This is a genomic window from Hymenobacter sp. (genome assembly GCF_036388155.1).
Lineage (GTDB): Bacteria > Bacteroidota > Bacteroidia > Cytophagales > Hymenobacteraceae > Hymenobacter.
The window spans coordinates 1-20,570 of sequence record NZ_DASVSI010000115.1; the positions used below are offsets into that span (position 1 = coordinate 1).

The 20,570-nt window shown below is 58.8% G+C and carries 19 protein-coding genes and 1 tRNA gene; 11 read left to right on the plus strand and 9 right to left on the minus strand.

All coding sequences use genetic code 11. From position 1 onward, the window contains the following. Positions 1–151: 151 nt before the first annotated feature. Both VF629_RS15580 and VF629_RS15585 read left to right on the plus strand, forming a co-directional pair. On the plus strand, positions 152–646 hold the full coding sequence (locus VF629_RS15580) for an HNH endonuclease (RefSeq protein WP_046245156.1): 495 nt from the start codon (positions 152–154) through the stop codon (positions 644–646). Positions 647–705: 59 nt separating this feature from the next. Next, the gene (locus VF629_RS15585) at positions 706–1,773 is read left to right on the plus strand and encodes an acyl-CoA desaturase (protein WP_331059413.1); all 1,068 of its coding nucleotides are present in this window, start codon (positions 706–708) and stop codon (positions 1,771–1,773) included. Positions 1,774–1,840: 67 nt separating this feature from the next. On the opposite strand, the gene VF629_RS15590 is transcribed toward VF629_RS15585, so the two are convergent. Then, on the minus strand, positions 1,841–2,647 hold the full coding sequence (locus tag VF629_RS15590) for an FkbM family methyltransferase (protein ID WP_331059414.1): 807 nt from the start codon (positions 2,645–2,647) through the stop codon (positions 1,841–1,843). A 156-nt stretch (positions 2,648–2,803) separates the two neighbouring features. Next, positions 2,804–3,640: an alpha/beta hydrolase gene (locus tag VF629_RS15595; RefSeq protein ID WP_331059415.1), complete on the minus strand. Its 837-nt coding sequence runs from the start codon at positions 3,638–3,640 to the stop codon at positions 2,804–2,806. A 150-nt stretch (positions 3,641–3,790) separates the two neighbouring features. On the opposite strand from VF629_RS15595, the gene VF629_RS15600 reads away from it, so the two are divergent. The 5 genes from VF629_RS15600 to cphA all read left to right on the plus strand — a co-directional run bounded on the left by VF629_RS15600 (position 3,791) and on the right by cphA (position 11,242). Next, positions 3,791–4,339, plus strand: coding sequence for a hypothetical protein (locus VF629_RS15600; RefSeq protein ID WP_331059416.1), 549 nt, complete (start codon positions 3,791–3,793; stop codon positions 4,337–4,339). Positions 4,340–4,501: 162 nt separating this feature from the next. Next, positions 4,502–6,604 carry a 30S ribosomal protein S1 gene (rpsA, locus tag VF629_RS15605; protein ID WP_331059417.1) on the plus strand — a complete coding sequence of 701 codons (2,103 nt, stop codon included), beginning with the start codon at positions 4,502–4,504 and terminating at the stop codon, positions 6,602–6,604. Positions 6,605–6,720: 116 nt separating this feature from the next. Beyond that, a tRNA-Cys gene (locus VF629_RS15610) sits at positions 6,721–6,791 on the plus strand. 312 nt (positions 6,792–7,103) lie between these two features. Continuing rightward, positions 7,104–8,426, plus strand: coding sequence for an acyltransferase (locus VF629_RS15615; RefSeq protein WP_331059418.1), 1,323 nt, complete (start codon positions 7,104–7,106; stop codon positions 8,424–8,426). Positions 8,427–8,605: 179 nt separating this feature from the next. Beyond that, positions 8,606–11,242 carry a cyanophycin synthetase gene (cphA, locus tag VF629_RS15620; RefSeq protein ID WP_331059419.1) on the plus strand — a complete coding sequence of 879 codons (2,637 nt, stop codon included), beginning with the start codon at positions 8,606–8,608 and terminating at the stop codon, positions 11,240–11,242. A gap of 74 nt (positions 11,243–11,316) precedes the next feature. Here the strand turns inward: cphA and VF629_RS15625 are convergent, their stop codons facing one another. Beyond that, the gene (locus VF629_RS15625) at positions 11,317–12,267 is read right to left on the minus strand and encodes a hypothetical protein (RefSeq protein ID WP_331059420.1); all 951 of its coding nucleotides are present in this window, start codon (positions 12,265–12,267) and stop codon (positions 11,317–11,319) included. 125 nt (positions 12,268–12,392) lie between these two features. Here VF629_RS15625 and VF629_RS15630 point away from each other — a divergent pair, with 125 nt between their 5' ends. The 3 genes from VF629_RS15630 (at position 12,393) to VF629_RS15640 (ending at position 14,281) form a co-directional block, all read left to right on the plus strand. Further along, entirely contained in the window at positions 12,393–13,016 is a 624-nt protein-coding gene (locus VF629_RS15630; protein ID WP_331059421.1) for a methyltransferase, read from the plus strand. Between the two features lie 109 nt (positions 13,017–13,125). Continuing rightward, entirely contained in the window at positions 13,126–13,950 is an 825-nt protein-coding gene (gene kdsA / locus VF629_RS15635) for a 3-deoxy-8-phosphooctulonate synthase (RefSeq protein WP_331059422.1), read from the plus strand. A 4-nt stretch (positions 13,951–13,954) separates the two neighbouring features. Continuing rightward, positions 13,955–14,281 (plus strand): hypothetical protein, encoded by a 327-nt coding sequence (locus VF629_RS15640; protein ID WP_331059423.1) that lies wholly within the window; start codon positions 13,955–13,957, stop codon positions 14,279–14,281. Positions 14,282–14,287: 6 nt separating this feature from the next. Here VF629_RS15640 and VF629_RS15645 read toward each other — a convergent pair whose 3' ends face one another. Together VF629_RS15645 and apaG are read right to left on the minus strand one after the other, a co-directional pair. After that, the gene (locus VF629_RS15645) at positions 14,288–15,067 is read right to left on the minus strand and encodes a class I SAM-dependent methyltransferase (protein WP_331059424.1); all 780 of its coding nucleotides are present in this window, start codon (positions 15,065–15,067) and stop codon (positions 14,288–14,290) included. Positions 15,068–15,160: 93 nt separating this feature from the next. After that, positions 15,161–15,547 carry a Co2+/Mg2+ efflux protein ApaG gene (gene apaG, locus VF629_RS15650; protein ID WP_331059425.1) on the minus strand — a complete coding sequence of 129 codons (387 nt, stop codon included), beginning with the start codon at positions 15,545–15,547 and terminating at the stop codon, positions 15,161–15,163. A gap of 113 nt (positions 15,548–15,660) precedes the next feature. Here apaG and VF629_RS15655 point away from each other — a divergent pair, with 113 nt between their 5' ends. Next, positions 15,661–16,323: a uracil-DNA glycosylase gene (locus VF629_RS15655; protein WP_331059426.1), complete on the plus strand. Its 663-nt coding sequence runs from the start codon at positions 15,661–15,663 to the stop codon at positions 16,321–16,323. A 204-nt stretch (positions 16,324–16,527) separates the two neighbouring features. Here the strand turns inward: VF629_RS15655 and lepB are convergent, their stop codons facing one another. The 4 genes from lepB to VF629_RS15675 form a co-directional block, all read right to left on the minus strand. Next, positions 16,528–17,682, minus strand: coding sequence for a signal peptidase I (gene lepB / locus VF629_RS15660; RefSeq protein WP_331059427.1), 1,155 nt, complete (start codon positions 17,680–17,682; stop codon positions 16,528–16,530). Positions 17,683–17,812: 130 nt separating this feature from the next. After that, the gene (dapB, locus tag VF629_RS15665; RefSeq protein WP_331059428.1) at positions 17,813–18,532 is read right to left on the minus strand and encodes a 4-hydroxy-tetrahydrodipicolinate reductase; all 720 of its coding nucleotides are present in this window, start codon (positions 18,530–18,532) and stop codon (positions 17,813–17,815) included. Positions 18,533–18,634: 102 nt separating this feature from the next. Beyond that, the gene (locus tag VF629_RS15670) at positions 18,635–19,375 is read right to left on the minus strand and encodes a DUF5683 domain-containing protein (protein WP_331059429.1); all 741 of its coding nucleotides are present in this window, start codon (positions 19,373–19,375) and stop codon (positions 18,635–18,637) included. Between the two features lie 107 nt (positions 19,376–19,482). Continuing rightward, positions 19,483–20,508, minus strand: a complete 1,026-nt coding sequence (locus VF629_RS15675) for a ParB/RepB/Spo0J family partition protein (RefSeq protein WP_331059430.1) — start codon at positions 20,506–20,508, stop codon at positions 19,483–19,485. Between the last annotated feature and the right edge of the window lie 62 nt (positions 20,509–20,570).

Consider the following 20,570-nt stretch of genomic DNA (forward strand, 5'->3'; position numbering starts at 1 on the left):
GCTCAAAAAAGTGTCTGGCATTGACAGGACGGATTGCTTCGCTGCGCTCGCAATGACCGGACGCGCCAGCCGGTGAACTTAACCTTTTCACGCTTGTTTATCTGCTTGGAAACCGCTAGCTTTCGGCGGGTTATCCGAGCCCCAAGCGTGTATGGACCAAAAAGTATTAGTGCTGAATGGCGACTATACCGCCATTACCCTGTGCAGCGTGCAAAAGGCTTTCGTGCTCCTGTTCCTCGATAAAGCTGAGATGGTAGCCAAATCGGAGCATGGCACCCTGCGCACCATTTCGCAGTCTTACCCCAAGCCGAGCATCATCCGCTTGCAGCGGTATGTGCGCGTGCCCTACAAAGGCATTGCCCTGAGCCGCCACAATATTTTTAAGCGCGACCATTTCGAGTGTCAGTACTGCGGCTCGACCAAAAACCTGACCCTCGACCACGTAGTGCCCCGTTCGCGCGGCGGCGAGTCGAGCTGGACCAACTTGCTGACGGCCTGCGCTCGCTGCAACCACGCCAAGGGCCACCACACCCCCAACGAGGCCGGCCTCACCATTCGGCAGCAGCCCAAGAAGCCCACGTTGGCCGGCTTCCTGAAGCTCTCAGCGGGCACCATCGACCAGAACTGGCACGCATACTTAAACTAAGTTCTGCCGTATGGGGTTGAAGCGGGGTACCTTTATCCCTCGCATTCAATATCTCGCCCATGGCCCTCCCCAAATTCGCTGCTACTCGCTCCTTTCATACCGAGCTAAAAACTCGCATCAACCAGTACTTTGAGGAGTCGGGCCGGCGCATGACGGGCGATACCAGCCTAATCATTAAAGCGGTACTGCTTGTGGGCGCCTTGGTGGCGCTCTACGTACACTTGGTGTTTTTCACGCCGCCCACTGGCTGGGCCTTGCTGGAGTGCGCACTGGTTGGGTGCACCATCGCCGCCATCGGCTTCAACGTGATGCACGACGGGGCGCACGGCAGCTTTTCGCGTTATGCCTGGGTGAATAAACTGGCGGCCTACACGTTGGGTGTGCTCGGCGGCAGCCCCTACATGTGGAATTCCAAGCACAACCTCATCCACCACACCTACACCAACATTGAGGGCCACGACGACGACATCAACATCCAACCCTGGATGCGCATGACGCCCGACCAGCCCAAGCACCCGTTGCACCGCTACCAGCACTTCTACTTCTGGGCCCTGTACTGCATGCTCTACACGTCCTGGATTTTTGCCATGGACTACCAGAAGTACTTCAGCCGGCAAATCGGGGCCATCGGCCTCAAGCCCATGAACACCGGCGAGCACGTGAGTTTCTGGGGCTTTAAGGCGCTGAATCTGGTGTTGTACGTGGCGTTGCCCATTTACATGGTGGGCTTTCTGCCGTGGTTGGCTGGCTTTTTCCTGAGCACGGCCGTCGCCGGGCTGGTGTTGAGCATGGTGTTCCAACTGGCCCACACCGTGGAAGACGCCGCTTTCCCCGTGCCCCACGCCACCACCGGCAAGCTGGAAGACGAATGGGCCATCCACCAGGTGCGCACCACCGCCAACTTTGCTACCGACAACAAGGTGGTGAGCTGGCTGGTTGGCGGCCTCAACTTCCAGATTGAGCACCACTTGTTTCCGAAGATTTCGCACGTGCACTACCCGGCCATCAGCAAGATTGTGCAGCAGGTTTGCCACGAGTTCGACGTGAAGTATAACAACTACGCCCGCACCCGCTCGGCCATTGCTTCGCACGTCGGCTTCCTGCGCCAGATGGGCCGCGCGGCTTAGGTAGCTTCGACGATAAATTGGAAAGATCTCAGCTGAGCCTTTGTCGGTTCGGCTGAGGTCTTTCTCGTTAGGCCAAAGACAGCCGGGGGTTACGCGCCAGAAACAACCCGGTATCGGGGTGCCGGCCCGCTGCTTGCTCCCAGGTAAAGCCCTGCGCGAGCACGGCCCGCCGCACCGCCAATTGGCTCGCTTTCGAGTGAATTTCAATCAGCAGCGTATTTACCTGCGCCAGCCACTCGGTAGGCCCCGCAAATACCTGCTGCTCGTAGTCCTCAATGTCGATTTTCAGCAAGTCGACCCACGTCAGCTGCTGCGTTTGCAGCAGCGTGCGCATGCAAATGGCCGGTACTTCGGTGCTGCCCGCCTCCGTGCTGATTTTGGCGTTGTACGCCTGGGGGCTGGCATCAATGCGCAGGGTGCCATCGGTGGGAGAGAGGGCGGCCTGCACCGTCACGGCCGGCGTGCCGCGCAAATTGGCTTGCAGCAGGCGGAAGTTGGCCGCTTCCGGCTCCACGCAAATAAGCCGCGAAACCGGAAACCGCTGCAGAAAAAACAAAGCCGCTAAGCCCACGTTCGCCCCCACATCGACCACCGTGCGAAACTGACCCTGACGCAGTGCGGGCAAATCGTAGGATTGCTGCCAGAATATTTCGTAGAGGATGCTCAAGTCGCCCGCGTGAGTGCGCAGCGTTGTGGCCAGTGGCGCATTGGGCAAGGCCAGCAAATACTGCATCGAGGCCGCTTTCTGGCCTGTAGAGGAAGCTTTGCCCTGCCGGGCGGCTTTGGTTTGAAGTACCAATTGCAGGAAAGTGCCCGGCGTACGAGCAATGCGCCTGCAAAAGGAAAGCTTGGCCCAGGTGGAAGCAAGGCTCATGAAGTAGTCGATTGGTAGAGGGTGCCGGGCGGGACATCAAAGCTAACTATACACTCGGAGTCCAGGCGCCATGGTTGCCTGCTTGAAGCAAAAAACAAAGCGCCCCGACGTAGAAGCAGTGCTTCTCGTCGGGGCGCTTTGTGTAAAAGCCGTCAGCTACCGCCCCACAAAGGCGAGCAGGTCCGTCGTCAGTTGGTCCTTGTCGGTGAAGAACAGGCCGTGCGGCGCGCCTTTGTACACCTTCAACTCCGCCTGCGGAATCATCTTGGCGGTGCGCTCGCCGCTGGCTTCATAAGGCACGGTAGCGTCTTTGTCGCCATGAATCACCAACGTGGGCACCTTGATGGTTTGCAAATCGGCCCGGAAATCGGTGCTTGAGAAGGCCACCACGCAGTCGCGCGTAGCATTCGGTGCGGCTAGCGAAGCCACAGTGAAGTTCCAATCCAGCACGGCCTGGCTTACCGGGTGGCTAATCATGCCCACGCCATAGAAGCTTTTGGCAAAATTTTGCAGAAAGTCGAATCGGTCTTTCTTGATGCTGTCGCTTATTCCATCGAATACCGATTGGGGCACACCTTCGGGGTTGTTATCGGTCTTAAGCAAAAAGGGCGGCACGGCCCCCACAAAAGCCACGCGGGCAATACGGGCGTCGCCATAGGTGCCAATGTAGCGGGCTATTTCGCCGCCGCCCATCGAGAAGCCCACTAACGTTACTTGGTTCAGGTCCAACTCTTCGAGCAGTGCGTTGAGGTCGGCCGCAAAGGTGTCGTAGTCGTAGCCCGTCCACGGGCGTGAGGAGCGCCCAAAACCGCGGCGGTCATAAGCAATGACGCGCAAGCCAGCCTTGGCCAGCGCGATGGCTTGGTGCTCCCACATGGTATGGTCGAGCGGCCAGCCGTGGATGAGCACCACCGGGGCGCCCTGCCCCCAGTCTTCGTAGAAAATATTAACCGGGTTGCCGGCGGTGTCTTCGCCTGCTTTGATATAGGCCATGAGGGTAAGGAGTTTTGGATGAGTGTATACGTTCTCCTTACGGGCGTGGCGTTGTGCGGGGTTTGGCGGCGTAGTGTTAAGATTGTGGCTTGCGGTAATTGCTATGATGAACTTGCATAAATATTAGCCGCACAGCTTAACTTACAGTTTATGAAAACACTACTAGTTATAGCTGTGCTACTATGCAGCACCACGCTGGCCTTTTGCCAAGCCAGTTGGACCTACCGTGTTGGCTTTGTACTCAACGACCGAAGCGGCCAACAAATACATGATTATGAAATAACGTCGGGAAAGTGTCGAGTATTCACTAGAAAAGACTTTCCGGGCCAGGTGCTGAACTATACTTCAGCGCTTGGTATATTTTACATGACTGGCAGTGCTACATATCCAGGAATCTCAATTGGTCTGATAAATGGCTCAGACTCTACAGCAGTTGTGTTACCAGTAGTGTCAGAGCGCGTTATTCTTACGAACTGGCCTACCATACCTGGGATTTACGTTTTAAACGTAGATTATGAAACAAGAAGAATAAACAACCCAGAAGCCATATTAACTCAGTTCCACAGTGGGGATAAGTCTTTGTTTTCACTGACTGTTTTAGACTGGAGCAAATACCGTGTTGACCCTAAAAACCAAGACTGGAATTGGAAGGATTATTTTATAAAAGATAGAATAGTGAAGGTGCAAACCCATGAGTAGCTATTCACTATTCAACCTTGCCAAACCACCTCATAACCCGTACCTTTGCGGCCCCGCCAGGGTGGCGGGCTTTGCTGCACAACGGCAAGGTGTTCAACAAGAACCGCGTAAGGGCCCGGGCATCGGCCGCTACGTTTATCCAAGAGGTGCCCAACAGCTATTATGGCAGAATTGATTGACGATTTCGACTGGGATAATGTCGGAGCCACCGGTTTTGGTGGAAACTACTCGGCTGACCAGCGCGCCGAGATGGAGAAAATGTACGGCGACACGCTGACGACCGTACAGGAAGAAGAAGTAGTGAAGGGCACCGTGGTTGGCATCACCGACCGCGACGTTATCCTGAACATCGGCTTCAAATCGGACGGCTTGGTGTCCATCACTGAATTCCGCGACCTGCCCGACCTGAAAATCGGCGACGAGGTTGAGGTGTTCATCGAAGACCAGGAAGACATCAACGGCCAGCTCATCCTGAGCCGCAAGAAAGCCAAAATCAAGCAGGCTTGGAAGGCCATTTACGACGCCCTCGAGTTGGATACCATCCTCGAAGGCGTGGTGAAGCGTCGCACCAAAGGCGGCCTCATCATGGAGCTCGACGGCGTAGAAGCCTTCTTGCCCGGCTCGCAAATCGACGTGAAGCCCATCCGTGACTTCGACATCTACGTTGGCCGTCGCATGGAAGTGAAAGTGGTGAAAATCAACTCCGCTTTCGACAACGTGGTGGTTTCGCACAAAGTACTCATCGAGAAAGACCTCGAGAAGCAGCGTGAGGCCATCCTGAACAACCTGGAGAAAGGTCAGATTCTGGAAGGCAACATCAAGAACATGACCAACTTCGGCGTGTTCATCGACCTCGGCGGTGTCGACGGTCTGCTGCACATCACGGACATCTCGTGGGGCCGCATCGCTCACCCGAGCGAAGTGCTGACCTTGGACCAAAAGCTGAACATCGTGGTATTGGACTTCGACGAAGCCAAGAAGCGTATCAGCCTCGGCTTGAAGCAGCTGACGCCCCACCCGTGGGATTCGCTGCCGGCCGACCTGCAGCCGGGTTCGAAAGTATCGGGCCGCATCGTGAACGTGGCCGACTACGGCGCGTTCATGGAAGTGGTGCCCGGTGTGGAAGGCCTCATCCACGTTTCGGAAATGAGCTGGAGCCAGCACCTGCGCAACCCGCAGGACTTCATAAAGCAGGGCGACACGGTAGAAGCGCAGATTCTGACGCTCGACCGCGAAGACCGCAAAATGAGCCTCGGCATCAAGCAACTGACCGAAGACCCCTGGACTCGTGGCGACTTCGGCGGTACCTACGCCGTGGGCACCAAGCACAGCGGCACCGTGCGTAACCTGACCAACTTCGGCCTGTTCGTAGAACTGGAAGAGGGTGTAGACGGCCTCGTGCACGTGTCGGACCTGTCGTGGACCAAGAAAATCAAGCACCCCTCTGAAATGGTGAAGGTGGGCGATAAGCTGGACGTAGTGGTGCTGGAACTGGACCTCGGCGCCCGTCGCCTGGCCCTGGGCCACAAGCAGTTGGAAGAAAACCCCTGGGATACCTTCCAGACGGTGTTCACCCCCGGCTCGGTACACAAGGCTACCATCACCGAGAAGTCGGAGCGTGGCGCGGTACTCGAATTGCCTTACGGAATCGAGGGCTTCGCTTACCCCAAGTCTTTGGTGAAAGAGGATGGCTCGAACGCTGAGAACGGTGAGTCGCTCGATTTCCGCGTAACGGAGTTCTCGAAGGACGACCGCCGCATCGTGCTTTCGCACACTGCCGTGTTCAACAAGGAAGCTGCCGCTGAGGACGACAGCCGCAATGCCAAGTTCAAGAAGAAGACCAACACCAAAGGTGGCGACACCCAAGGCGAAGGCAAAATCAGCGACCTGAAGAAACCGGAAGAGAAATCGACCCTCGGCGACCTCGACGCCCTGAGCGCCCTGCGCGACCAGATGATGGGCAACGAGCGCAAGGCCGGTGAGCAGAAGCTCGCTGCCGCTGCCAAGCCCGCCACTGCTCCCAAGGCTGCCAAGGCCGAGGAAGCTCCCGCCGCTGAAGAAGGTGGCCTGCTGGCCGGCATCGCCGGTGCCGCTTCGGCTGCCCTCGACACGGTGAAGCACGCTGCTTCGGACGCGGTGGACGCCGTGACGAACTCGGAGGCTTTCGCTAAGGCTTCGGAAGTAGCCAGTGACTTGGTTGACAAAGCCAAGGACCTGGTTGCTGGCGACGACGCTGACAAGAAGGACGACGAAACCAAAGCTTAATGCTTGATTTCGAGTAAAGAAAAAGCCCTGGCCGTAACGCCGGGGCTTTTTTTGTGCTCGTGCCTTGCCCACCCCGAACGGGCTGCTTACCTTTGCGCTCCCAAAAGACCACTCCCGGTGACGTGACCGAGTGGCTAGGTAGAGGTCTGCAAAACCTCCTACGGCGGTTCGAATCCGCCCGTCACCTCTTAAAACCGTAATCCCCCTGTAAGCCAGCCAGTGCATACAGGGGGATTATTCTTTTTACGCGATGCTGCAGCCTGTGCAGTAGGCGCCGGGAGTTGCACCACTTGCACTGTTCTCGTTACTCCCTTAGTGCCACGCTATGAAGTGTTTTGGGTAGGAAGTTTCTAAAAAAAGGTAAGCTCTACCAAGCGGCTTGTGCGTGCTTAGAAGCCAATGTTTTCTTGGCTGGCGGAAAGAATTACCGTGCCGGTTAACGGGGAAATGGCACGAAAGCTCGGCATAACGCTTAAATTATCAGGGCGTAAGCCGGTGGATGAATTATGCCTCCAGTCCGACGACTCTTAACCCCGTTGACGAAAAAACTGCATACCGCCCCAAGCGCAAATTTGAATACAACCTAGAAGGCTTGCGGGGCCTGGCCGCCCTCGTCGTGGCGTGGTTTCATGCCGTGAGCATTGGGCGAATGGTTGATGCGCAGTATACGCTCTCGGGTGCGTGGGCTTACCCGGTTCCCGGGCACCTGAGCGTGCTGCTTTTCTTCATTTTGTCGGGGTATGTGATTGGCATTACCAATCCGGCGCCCCTGGCTGGGCAAGCGGTAGGGGCGTACCTAAAGAAGCGTTTTGTACGCATTTATCCCATTTATGCGGTCGCGCTGCTCCTCACGTGGGTGGTGGCGCAGCCCTATCCGCCGGCACAGTGGCTGGCTCATTTTAGCCTGACGCAGGTACTGCTGGCCCCAATGATAAACGAAAATGCACCGGCATGGTCGCTTCACTACGAAGCACTGTATTATCTGCTATTTATTCCGCTCTCCGTGTGGCGCGTCAATGCCTGGGCCGCCGCCGGAGCCTGCTTTCTTTTGGGGTTATTCAACCAATTGATGTGGCCGGCCAATACGCTGCTTACCTCCTACAGCTATGGCTTCACTTTTTGGCTGTGCGGGTTGGGACTGGCTCAAAACGACTCTTCGCGGGAGCGGCGCTACACGGCTCAGCTTTTGGTGGCGCTGCTACTTCTCTTTCTGAGCATGCGCTATTTCAATGTTTTCGAAACACTCCTTTTGAAAGGGACGCATTTTGCGGTCGGGCAGCGGCTTCATTATTGGGCCGGGGCCGAGCAATTTCGGTCCGTGATTACGTTTGCCGATTTGGCTTTTTTGCCGGTGGGGGTGGTATACCTGTTGGTGTTCACCAACCAGGATTTTCCGGGCCGGCGGGTTGTGCTCCGGGTTTTGTTTGGGCTGCCGGCCGCCACGTTCCTCTACCTGGGGCTGCATTATCACGAATTGGACCTGCGCCTTTACTACCTGCCAGCTGCGTTTTACGTGGCAGCCGTGATGTTGGCTGCCGTGCCGCTGGCACGGATGGAAGCCGTTGCGGCCCGAACGATGCAGCGGCTCGTGGAACTGGGCGGCATATCGTATGGGCTGTACATCATTCATTTTCCCATCATGACGGGGCTGAAGCAGGTAACGGTTTTTTCCGGGACCGGCTTCGCCTACGCCGTGCGTTGCGCACTGGCACTGTTGCTCTCGGTGCTGCTGGCGCATTTTCTAGAGAAAAAATTTCAGCCGCTCGTGCGTAAGCTGCTGAAGTCCCGCGAGCCTGAATTACTCAGGTCAAAACCGTACTAGGGAGTCACGGACAGTGTTGAGGCCACTGCAAACGAGGCTTTTTCTAGCTGAAAACCGGATTTTCGAGTTTTAGGCGGCATTATGCCTACATTTCGTAGCCAAGATGGTGCGCATTGCGTAGCCGGATTGGACTCGCCCTTGTGCGTACGACCCACGCTACTCTTCATCTCCACCACCTTATGAAAATTGTTGACATCCGCGTCATGCGCGGCCCCAGTTACTGGTCCGTGAAACACACCAAGCTCGTCGTTATGAAAGTGAGCTTGGATGAACTTGCCGGCACCTGGTCCAATGCGTTGCCCAACTTCGCCGCGCAGTTCATGCAGCTATTCCCCAATATTGGGCAGCAACAGCCCGGCGGCATGAGTGGGCGCCAAGCGGCCAAACGCCCGCCTCTGAACGAAGACCAGCTCAACGACGGTGAGCCGCTGGGCCACGTCATCCAGCACGTGGCGCTGGAACTCCAGCGCCTGGCCGGCATGCCCGTGTATTGGGGCAAGTCGTACCCTGCGCGCGAGGAAGGCGTGGAATACGTCGTTTGTGAATACCAGGAAGAGCGGGCGGGCCGCCGCGCCGCCGAGGCCGCCGTGGACATTGTGGAGGCCCTGACCAAAAACGAAGAAGTCAACCTCAAGTCCATCATCGACGAGCTGCACGACATTCGGGAGGAGGAATTCATCGGGCCCAGCACCTACAGCATTGTGGCGGAAGCCGCTTCGCGCAACATTCCTTACATCGCCCTGAAGAACAGCAACATCATTCAGCTGGGCTATGGCGTCAATCAAAAACGCATTTGGGCCACCACCACCAGCTACACCTCGCACGCCGGGGTGGAAGTGGCCGGCAATAAGAACCGCACCAAAGCCATGCTGAAAGACGCGGGCGTGCCCGTGCCACACGGCACCACGGTGTATTCGGAAGCTGGCCTGCGCGACGCCATCGAAGATTTGGGCTTTCCCATCGTGACCAAGCCGCTCGACGGCAACCACGGCAAGGGCGCCACCATCCGCATCACGAACTGGAACGACGCCGCGGCGGGCCTGAAAGCAGCCCAGGAATACTCCCGGGCCGTGATTGTGGAGCAGTTCATCGAAGGGTTCGACTTCCGGCTTCTCGTGGTGAATGGCAAGCTCATTGCCGCCGCCAAGCGCACCCCCGCCGCCGTGACCGGCGACGGCCGCAGCACCATTCAACAACTCATTGACGAGGTGAACAAGGACCCGCGCCGCGGCGTGGGCCACGAAAAGGTGCTCACGGCTATCAAGGCCGACAAGCACACCATGGACATCCTCGAAGCCCGCGGCCTGACCCTGGAGTCGGTGTTGCCGGAAGGCGAACTGCTGTACTTGAAGAGTACGGCCAACATCAGCACCGGCGGCACGGCCTCCGACGTGACCGACCAGATGCACCCCTACAACGTGCTGCTGGCCGAGCGCGTGGCCGGCATTGTGGGCCTCGACATTTGCGGCATCGACCTGATGGCCACCGACATTGCCGTGCCGCTCAACGAGAGCCGTGGCGCCGTGATTGAGGTAAATGCTGCTCCTGGCTTCCGCATGCACATTTCGCCGGCCGAGGGGCTGCCGCGCAACGTGGCCGCGCCGGTGGTCGACATGCTGTTTCCGCCCGGCGCTTCGGGCCGCATTCCCATCATTGCCATCACGGGTACCAACGGGAAAACCACCACCACGCGCCTGATTGCGCACCTCGTGGCCAGCAAGGGGTACAAGGTAGGCTTTACTACCACCGACGGCATCTACATTCAGGGCACGCAACTGCAGAAAGGCGACTGCACCGGCGGGCAAAGCGCCGAGTTCGTGCTCAAGGACCCTACCGTGAACTACGCCGTGCTCGAAACGGCGCGCGGCGGCATGTTGCGTTCGGGGCTGGGGTTCAATGCGTGCGACATTGCGGTGGTGACCAACGTGGCCGCCGACCACCTGGGCATGCGCGACATTTACACCGTGGAGGAAATGGCCGCCGTGAAAGGCGTGGTGCCGCGCACGGTGCGCAAGAACGGCTGGGCCGTGCTCAACGCCGACGACGACCTGGTGTACGCCATGGCCCGCACCGTGGACTGCCGCGTGGCCCTCTTCAGCATGAGCGAAGCCAACCCGCGCATCACCGAGCACGTGGACGCCGGCGGGGTGGCGGCGGTGTACGAGGAAGGCTACATCACGATTTACCGCAACAGCTACAAGCTGCGCATTGACCGCGCGGCTGAGTTCCCGGTCACGTTTGGCGGGCGTGCGGGCTTCAACATTGAGAACAGCTTGGCCGCCGCCTTGGCGGGCTATCTGGCCGGCTTCGACAAGGACGACATCAAGACGGCCTTCCGGACGTTTGTGCCCTCGGCCTCCAAAACGCCCGGCCGGATGAACGTCTACAAGTTTCCGGACTACGAGGTGATTGTGGATTACGCCCATAACACGGCCGGAATCAGCAAATTTGCCGAGTTCATGGAGGCCACGCCCGCCACCCGCAAAATCGGGGTGGTGTCGGGCCTGGGCGACCGGCGCGAGGAGGACACCATCGGCTTTGCCCGGGTGGCCGGCCGCATCTTCGACGAAGTGGTGTTGCGCCAGGACCGCGACCTGCGCGGCCAAACCGCCGAGCAAATCCGGGCCACCATGGAGCGCGGCCTGCAAATGGACAAGCCCGACCTGCCCATCACCTACATTGAGCACGAGATGGACGCCATCGACCACGTGCTGAGCACCGCGCCGAAGGGGGCCGTCATCACGCTCTTTACCGAGAACATTGCGGCCGTGCTGGCCAAGCTCGACAAGCACGAGGGCTTGGTAAACGCCCAATAAAGCCCCAGGGTGCCGGGCACAAAAAAGCCGCTTCAGCAACTGAAGCGGCTTTTTTGTGCCGAAGAAGGACGTGTTTACTTCAGCATAAAGGTGGTTTTGCCCATCAGCTGGCCGCTTTCGTACAGCTCCACGGTGTGCTGGCCTTTCTTGTATTCGGCGCCTTTGGCGTACACAAATTCCAGCTTTTGCTTGGTGTTGTCGTACACAATGTCCTGCTTCTGGGTGTAGAAGGCTTCCTGGCCTTCCACGGTGAACGTGCCGCCGCCGGTGCTCAGGTTGTAGAGGGCCGCGCCGTCGGGCTCCAGAATGCGCATGTAAATGGCTTTGGTTTCCTTGGGCGAAACGTCGTTGCGGGCCAGGTTGGCGGTAACCTTGATTTTTTCGACGCGCTTGGCTTTGAACTCGTCCTTGTCGTCGTCTTTTTCCTTGTTTTTAGACGTGATGACGGCCACCTGAATGTTCTCGGATTGCAGGCGGGAGGCCACGCCCACTTTTTCCGTCAGCTCCTGGTTGGTGCGGGCAATGGTGCTGATGGTGTCGGTCAGCTTGTTTTGCCGCTCTTTCAGGGTGTTGGTTTCGGTGTAGAGCGTCTCGTTGTCCTGCTTCAGGCTGGCGATTTCGTCGTCCTTTTTGCGCAGTTGACTTTCCAGGTTTTGCGCGCGCTTCTTGAACAGGCTCTGCTGCGCAATGGAGAAGCTGCCGGCCTTGAAGGAACGCAGTTTCACGAGGTCGGCGTTGACGCTGGCAATCTTGGCTTCCAGCGAGTCGTTGCTCAGGCCCAGGGCTTGCAGCTCCTGGCTTTGACGCTCGAAGTCGGTCTTGAGGGCCTCGTATTGCTGAATTTGCTCTTGCAGCTTGCTGTCTTTGGCCTTTACCTCGGTGGTCAGCTCCTCGTTTTGCTGGCCTTTCTGTTGGTTGAGGTAAAACAGAACCCCGTTGATGCCGAGGAGCACGGCCACGAGGGCTACCCAGAGAAGGACGCGGCTGTTATTGGAGCGGGGTTCGGTGGTTTCGTTTGGGTCCATGCGGGAATTGTTAAGCGAGAAAAGCGGAAAATATTCAAGGTGCCCGCTGTCATGCGGCTCTTACCTTTGGGCGTAAAAATAGGGGACTTTCGTACCCTGGCAAGTGTGCGATATACTTCGACGGTATGAAAACGGTTTTATCAACTTTTGATTCTAGCTACTGGCAAGCGCGTTACGCCACCGGTCGCGACGGCTGGGACGCCCACGGCATCACCCCTCCGCTGCGGGCGTATTTCGACCAAGTGGCGGTCGGCCAACAGCCCCGGATTCTGATTCCCGGCGCCGGCCGTGCCTACGAGGCCGAGTACCTGCACCACGCCGGCTTCGAGCAGGTGTTCGTGGCCGACATTGCCCCGGAAGCCTTGCAAGCACTGGCCGAACGGTTGCCTGCTTTCCCCAAAGAACATCTGTTGCTAGAGGACTTTTTTGCCCTTTCCAACGAGCCTCCCTACGATTTGATTGTGGAGCAGACGTTTTTTTGTGCCCTCGACCCCGCCCTGCGGCCGGCCTATGCCCAGCAGTGCGCCCGCCTGCTGCGTCCCGGCGGCACGCTCATGGGGCTGTTGTTTGACACTGATTTTGGGCCCGTCACGGAGCCCCCCTTTGGCGGCAGCAAAGAAGAATACCGCGAATACTTCGCGCCGTACTTTGAGTTCAAGCATTTCGAAACCGCCACCAATTCGCTCAAGCCCCGGCAGGGGCGAGAGCTGTTTATGTGTTTAAAGAAGGTAACAGGACATCAGCAGTAAGTAGCAAGGATTGTTGCGGGGGCTCTGCCTTCCCCGTTAACTGCCTTTGTTATTTACCACCTGCGTCTTGCTATCCAGTACGTGTCACTTACTACGATTTTTCTTCTCCATGCTCCAAGCCCTCGCCAACACGCTCCCGCACTTCCGCCACACCAGTTCTGGCCAGTTCTTTCTCATGGCCGGCCCCTGCGTCATCGAGGGCGAGGACATGGCCCTGCGCATTGCCGAGCGCATCAAGCACATCACCGACAAACTGCAGATTCCCTACATTTTCAAGGGTTCCTACCGCAAGGCCAACCGCTCGCGGCTGGACTCTTTCACCGGCATTGGGGACGAAACGGCGCTGCGCATCCTGCAAAAAGTAGGGCGTGAAATTGGCGTGCCCACCGTGACCGACATCCACGAGTCGGGCGAGGCCGCCCTGGCTGCCGAGTTTGTGGACGTGCTTCAAATTCCGGCTTTCCTGTGTCGGCAGACCGATTTGCTCATTGCCGCCGCCCAAACCGGCAAGGTGGTCAACGTGAAGAAAGGCCAGTTCCTGAGCGGCGAGGCCATGAAATGGGCCGTGGACAAAATCCGTCAGTCGGGCAATGAGCACGTTATCCTCACCGAGCGCGGCAACTCCTTTGGGTACTCCGACCTGGTGGTGGACTTTCGCAACCTGCCCGCGATGCGCGAGTTCGGCGTGCCCGTGGTAATGGACGTGACGCACTCCCTGCAGCGCCCCAACCAGAGCAGCGGCGTGACCGGCGGCCAGCCCGCGCTCATCGAAACCATTGCCAAAGCCGCCATTGCCGTGGGCGCCGACGGCCTCTTCATCGAAACGCACCCCACGCCGGCCACCGCCCTGTCGGATGGCGCCAACATGCTGCCCCTCGACCAGCTAGAGGCCCTGATGGTGAAGCTGACGCGAGTGCGTGATGCACTTCGCTAGCTCCATGCACACGCCAACCACTCTGGCGCACAGGCAGTTTCTGGTAGCGCTCTTTCTCGCGCTGAATGTGCTGGGGTGGGCAAGCGTGGTGCTTTTTGTGTACACCAGCAGAACCACTTGGTCTGGCGAATACGGTACCGGGGTGACGTACGAAACACCAGTTGTGCCCCTAGCAGCAGGCTTACTTGCCACCGTCCTCTATTGGCTTGGCCTTTCGCTGCTAGCTGTTTACGACAAAAAGCGGCGGCGATTCTTTGTAAAGACTCTGCTGCTTGCCGTTGCATTTTTCCTCACGCTGAGCGTGACCTGTCTGGTGCTCAGGATGTATTAAACGCATTTATGCCCGCAGCCAGAAGTGCTGCTTGGGCTGGTTCTTGCGAAAGAAAACCAGCCCGATGTAGAACAGGTCCACCGTCAGCGTCACATCGGGGTGTGCCTTAATGGCCTCCCAGGCCCGCTCCATATCAGCCGACCAGTGGATGTCGTCGAATACGAACACCGACTCGTTGGTGCGGTGCGCCAAGCATTGCTGGAAGTAGCGCAGCGTGGGCTCGTAGCGGTGGTTGCCGTCGAAAAAAGCAAAGTCCACGGGGGCACCCAACGCCGAAAGGGCCGGGGTTAGCGTGTCGTCGATGTTGCCTTCGATGATGTCGACGTTGCTCAGGTGCAAGCCGGCAAAGGTTTCGCGCGCTACAGCGGCCACGTTGGGGCAGCCTTCGAACGTGACCACGTGGTTGCGCGAGTCGGCCGCAGCCAGGTAGGCCGCGGTTAGCCCGAGCGAGGTGCCCAATTCCAGGATGGTGGCTGGCCGAAAGTAGTTGACCAGCCGAAACAGCAATTGGGCCAAGTGCGCCGGCTTAGCCGCCGTGCGGGCAATGTCGGCCACGCGGCGCTGACGGCCGGCGCCGGTGTGCGAGCCGGCCCCAAAATCGGTGACGCTGATGCTGGCCGGACTGTTGAGCAACTCCCGCCGCCGCGCCTCAACGTCGGCGTAGGCCCGGTAAGTGCCCGTGTGGCGCACCACCGAGGTGTACAGGCCAAAAACAAACGGCGAATGCAAGCCGTGGGCATTGCCCGACCGAAGCCAAAAGCGGAGGTAAGCGAGGAGTTGAAACAAAATAGTTGTCGGTTGTTAGTTGTCCGTTGCCAGGCAAATTCGACAACCATGGTACAAACTAACAACCGACAACGAGCAACTGACAACTCAGCCTTAGTTCAGGCGATAGGGGACCATGAGGGTGAACTCGGGAATTTCCACCGAGAATTTCTGGCCGTTGGCGAGGCGCTCCATGAGGTAGGTGCCGCGCATTTTGCCCACGCCCGACTTCAGGTTGCAGCCGCTGACGTACTGATGGGCTTCGCCGGGTTCGAGTACGGGCTGGCGGCCCACCACGCCTTCGCCCTCCACCTCGCGCACCACGCCGTTGGCGTCGTGGATGTGCCAATGGCGCCGCAACAGTTTCACGGTGAACTCGCTGTTGTTGCGAATTTCGATTTTGTAGGCAAACACAAAATGCTCCTGGCCGGGGCTGGAGTAATCGGGCAGGTAGTTGGTCGTAACCGAAACGGTGACGCCTTGCGTAGTGGTGGTGGGCATAGGTGTCGAGCTTAAAAGCAGCTGTGGGCGTAACAGCCGCCCGCTGAAATTGGTTTTACGCAAAAGACGCCGGGTAACGCCGCAAAAGTTCGTTTATTTTCTTCAGAAATGCTATGGTAAAGATAGCCGAGAGCTGGCGCCCTGTGTTAGCCGATGAATTTGAAAAGCCTTATTTTCAACGGCTAATTGCTTTTGTCAAAGGCGAATATGCCACGGCTACGGTTTACCCCGCCGGTTCGCAGATTTTTCACGCCTTCGACGCCACGCCTTTCGACAACGTCAAGGTCGTAATCCTGGGCCAAGACCCGTACCACGGCCGCAACCAAGCCCACGGACTGTCCTTTTCGGTGCAGGATGGCCAGCGCGTGCCGCCGTCGCTGCAAAACATCTTCAAGGAGCTACAGTCCGACATTCCGGGCACGCCCCCGGCCCCCAACGGCAACCTCGACCGCTGGGCCCAACAGGGCGTGCTCCTGCTCAACGCCACCCTCACGGTGCGCGCCAGCGAGCCCGCTTCGCACCAGAAAAAGGGCTGGGAAGAATTCACCGACGTCGTCATCCGCAAAGTTTCGGAAGGCCGAGAGCACGTCGTGTTCATTCTCTGGGGCGCCTACGCCGGCAAAAAATCGGAGTTGATTGACGAGAAAAAACACTTGGTGCTGAAATCGGTGCACCCGTCGCCTTTCGCCGCCGACAAAGGGTTTTTCGGCAGCAAGCCCTTCAGCAAGACCAACGCCTGGCTGCAAAGCCAAGGGTTGGAGCCAATTGAGTGGTAGGCCCACCTGTCATTGCGAGCAGAGCGAAGCAATCCGTTCTGTCAAACCCTAACACACTCAGGATGCGAAAAGCCCCCCCGGGTACGCCTCCGGCACTGCGCAGTGTCGGGGGCGTACCCGGGGGGGCTTTTCGCATTACTAAGTTGGTCGCGGAGAACAGGACGGGTTGCCACGGCCTGCGGCCTCGCAATGACAGATTGGGTTTCAGCGGATGATGTTGAAGAGGCGGCTCCAGCGGATTTTGTGCCAGAAGTCGGCGTTGGGGTCGATGGACAGCCAGATGAGGGTGGCTTTGCCGACCACGTGGTCCTCGGGCACGAAGCCCCAGAAGCGGGAGTCTTCCGAATTGTGGCGGTTGTCGCCCATCATCATGTAGTAGTTCTGCTTCACGGTGTAGCTGCTGAGGACTTTGCCGTTCTGGTAAATCATGCCGTCCTGGTTGTTCCAGGTCACGCCTTCGTTGTGCTCGTAGCGGGCAATGATTTTGAAATAAATGCCGGCGTTGCCGGGCGAAAGGGCAATGGTCTGGCCTTTCTTCGGGATGGGCAGCGGGCCGTAGTTATCGAGGTTCCAGTTGCGGGGAGTAGCGCTGCTGGCTTCTGAGTTGGTGAAGTCGGCGGCATCGGGGAAGAGGCGCACCTGGGGCTGAAGCACCGTCATGTTCTTCACGTAGGGCTGCTTGCGGAAGTAGTCGGCCGCTGCGGCGGTGCAGGAAATGGCGTAGCCAATCTTGCCATCGGGGCCGGGAATGGCCTGCGGGATGCCGTAGGGCTGCTCGTAGTCCACCACGCCTTGGGCCTTCAGGGCCGCCGTCACCTCGTCGTTGGGGTTGTCGACTTGCATGAAGTAGGTGGTTTGTATGCCAGGGGGCGTTACGCCGGGCTTGCCGTTGAGGTACACCTGGCCTTCGCGAATTTCGAGGGTGTCGCCGGCAATGGCCACGCAGCGCTTGATGTAGTTGGTGCGCAGGTCGGCGGGGTACTGGGTTTCGTGGGGCACGTGAAACACCACCACGTCGTTGCGCTTGATTTCGGAGAAGCCCGGGAGCCGGTACGTGGGCAGCTGAATCAGCTCGGAGTAGCTTTTCAGGCCCGTGCCCCAGATGGTTTGGTGCGTGAGGGGCACCTGCAGCGGCGTTTGCGGGGTGATGGGGCCGTAATGCAGCTTGCTCACAAACAGGTAGTCGCCCACCAGCAGCGAGTTTTCCATGCTGGGTGAGGGAATGGTGTACGCCTCAAACGTGGCCCAGCGGATGAGTGTGGCCGCCACGATGGCAAAAATCAGCGAGTCGGCCCACTCGCGGGTTTTCGTCTTGGGCGGCTTGGGGGCAGTGGTGCGGTCGGTTTTGAGCAGAGACATGGGGAGCAAGCTAGGGCTTGGCAATAAAAATCAGGCAAAGAAACGCAGCGAAACGGGGTTTCTAGTTGTCAGTTGTTGGTTGTCAGTTGTTAGGTCGTTCTATTTAATGCCGACGACTGACAATCTTGAGCTACAAATCCAACAGCTCTTTCATTCCAAACACGCCGGTCCGGCCCGGCAGCCATTCGGCCGCGAGCAGGGCCCCCTGGGCGAAGCCTTCGCGGCTGTGCGCCTCGTGCTTCAGCTCCAGCGTGTCGACGCCCGAGGTATAGGTGACGATGTGCGTGCCCACCACTTCGCCGCTGCGCTCGCTGATGATGGCCAGCTCGGCGGGGCTTTCGGCGGGGGCGTTGCGCCAGGTGGTTTTGCCGGGGAAGTGGGCCAGAATGCCTTCGGCCGCGGTGAGGGCCGTGCCGCTGGGCTGGTCAATTTTATGGGTGTGGTGGATTTCGCGCACCGCCACGTCGTAGCCGCCGAACTGGTGCATTTTGGCCGCCATGTACTCGTTGAAGTGGAAAAACAGGTTCACGCCCACGCTGTAGTTGGAGGCGTAAAATAAGCTGCCGCCCAGTTCCGCGGTCAGGCTTTTGGCTTCGTCGAAGTGGTGCAGCCAGCCCGTAGAGCCGCACACCACGGGCAAGCCCTGCCGCAGGCAGGCGGTGATGTTGGCCAGGGCCGAGTCGGGGTGCGTGAATTCAATGGCCACGTCGGCCGTGGCGGGCGTGAAGTCGCTAATGTTCAGCTGGCTCGCGTGCAGGTCCACGATGCCCGCAATCTCGTGCCCGCGCTGGGCGGCGAGTGCGGCAATGGTTTGGCCCATTTTGCCGTAGCCAATGAGTAGAATTTTCATGAAATTGTCAGTTGCTCGTTGTCAGTTGCTTGTTGTCAGTTGTTAGTCGCAGCCGGCCACCAATGAGCTAACAACTGACAACAAGCAACTGACAACTAAAAACTATTTTACCCGCAAAGCCAGCCGAAAGCCCGGCGTGGTGGGCAGCGCTGCGTATTGGCCCGGCACCGACAGCATGGCGGGCTCCCAGTGCAGGCTAAGGTCGTCGCTCACGTCAAAGTCGCGCAGGTGGGCATCCACGAGGGCATCCACCACCTGCAAGCTGTACACCAAGCCGATGTAGAGGTAAAAAAGGTCCCGGTTGCCGCGGTAAAACACGATGCCCCGGTTAAGGACGTCCACACTCCTTGCCGTACTAGCCCGCGGGCCCAATTCGATGTCGCCAACTTTGAATGGGGCACCGGTTCTTTTATTGGGTACGCGGTCGATGATTTTATTGTAAGCGTCGGCGTACTCGCGGTAAGCGGTTTGGTAGAAGTATTCGCCGTAAATGACCCCGCCCAGGCCGCCGTACACCAGCGGTAGCTTCCACCAGCGCCGGTTGTAAATCTGGCCCGCGCCGGGCAGTACCACGGCCAGCAAAGCGGCTTTGCCAGGCCGCGTCAGGCGGATGCCCTGGAACCCGAAGGCCCGAAACATGCGCTCCGTGCGCTTGGCCGAGTCGGCCGCGGCTTTGTTGCGCTTGGCTTCGGCCGTCATCGTTACCTCGCGTCGCTCCGTGGTGTCGGGCCGGATGACGGTAGGAGGGGGAGGGGGCGCAAAAACCTGCGCGTGGCCGCTATGTGCGAGCAGCGACCCAACAAAAACCAACAGAGCCGTTAGGCGATGACGCGAATAATTCATAGGTGACCTGCTAACGGAATACGCCAGTTGTTTCGCGTATCCGGGTTTCTGTTTATTTAACCCGGAGTGCTGCACAAGCTGGGGTTGCCAGTTCGGTGCAGTTCCTGTTACGATGGATGCAGAATGTGCAGGATGCGCTGCATGTCCTCCACCGAATCAAACGCAATTTTGATTTCGCCGCTGCCCTTGGGGCCGGGCCGCAGCTGCACCCGCGAGCCAAACCGCTCGGTGAGGTGGCGTTCGGTGCGGCGCAGCTCGGCCACGGGCACCACGGGCTGGTTCGACACCGCGCCGCCGTTGGCGGCCGCGTTTTTGCTCGTGGCTTCGGCGGGACGGCCGAAGCCGCTGCGCACCAGTTCCTCCACGCGGCGCACGGAGAGTTCCTCGGCCACAATCTTGCGGAACAAGTCCACCTGGGCTTTGGGGTCCTCGATGCCGATGAGCGCGCGGGCGTGGCCCATGCTGATTTCGGCGTCGCGCAGGCCGATTTGAACGTCCGGGGGCAGCTTCAGCAGGCGGAGGTAGTTGGTCACCGTCGAGCGGTTTTTGCCCACCCGGTCGCCCAGTTCTTCCTGCCGCAGGTTGCACTCGCTCAGCAGGCGCTGGTAGCTGAGGGCAATTTCGATGGCGTTGAGGTTCTCGCGCTGAATGTTCTCAATCAGGGCCATTTCCAGCATTTGCTGGTCGTCGGCTTTCCGGATGTAGGCCGGAATGGTTTCCAGGCCCGCCAGCTTGGACGCCTGCAGGCGCCGCTCTCCGCTGATGAGCTGGTAGGAGTTGGTGCCAAGCTGGCGCAGCGTCACGGGCTGAATGATGCCCTGAATTTTGATGCTTTCGGCCAGCTCCTTCAAAGCTTGCTGGTCGAAGTGGGTGCGGGGCTGGTAGGGGTTGGCCTCGATGTGCTCCACCGAAATGAAGCCCACCGAATTGACGGGGTGCGACACCAGGCGGTCGCTGGAGCCGGGCCGGTCGCCTTTTTTGTCGTAGCTGCCCTCAATGAGGGCATTTAGGCCGCGGCCCAGGCCGCTTTTGCGCTTTACCGCGGCGGCCGCGGCCAGGGCCGCTTGCAATTTCTCTTCGTTCTTCTCTGGAGTCATCTCGGCAAGGTCCTGTTGGCCGAAAGTGCGGCGCATACGGAACTTCAAAATTACGGATTGTTGGGCGAAGGGCAAGCCGGGAAGTTCGGCTTGGCCGG